At 66.9% G+C, this 441-nt stretch carries 1 protein-coding gene and 1 pseudogene; both read right to left on the reverse strand.

The annotated features are described in order from the left end of the window. The coding region (locus ACOADB_RS24870) for an alpha-amylase family glycosyl hydrolase (protein WP_378605193.1) at nucleotides 1–237 on the reverse strand (237 nt) is incomplete at its 3' end. Then, nucleotides 234–441: pseudogene (locus ACOADB_RS24875) on the reverse strand (alpha-1,4-glucan--maltose-1-phosphate maltosyltransferase); the annotation flags it as partial. The pseudogene ACOADB_RS24875 and the gene ACOADB_RS24870, both read right to left, overlap by 4 nt.

A 441-nucleotide genomic window follows, 5' to 3' on the forward strand; every position in this document is an offset into this window, starting at 1 on the left:
GGTGTAGTCGGAGACGTCGTACCCGCCGTCGCGCAGGGGCGAGGGGAAGAACGGAGGCACCCACAGGCAGTCCACGCCGAGCCACTGGAGGTAGTCGAGCTTCTCCGTCAGACCGCGGAAGTCACCGGTGCCGTCGCCGTTCGAGTCGCGGAACGACCGGACGAGCACCTCGTAGAAGACGGCCGTACGGAACCATTCCGGCTCGTCGTTCAGGACTCTCGAGTCCGCCACGGTCATGCGTTTCCTTTCACGAACAGGATGTGTGCCGGCTCTGCGGGGTCGAGCCGGACGTAGTTGTCGGCGCCCCAGGTCCAGTCCGCGCCGCTGATCTCGTCGTGCACGCTGAACGAGCTGCCCGCCGGCAGGTCGAGCGCGGCCAGGTCCAGGTGCACCACCGTCTCGCGCACCTGGTGGGGATCAAGGTTGAGCACCACGATCACG

The organism is Nocardioides sp. CPCC 206348, assembly GCF_048654705.1.
Lineage (GTDB): Bacteria > Actinomycetota > Actinomycetes > Propionibacteriales > Nocardioidaceae > Nocardioides.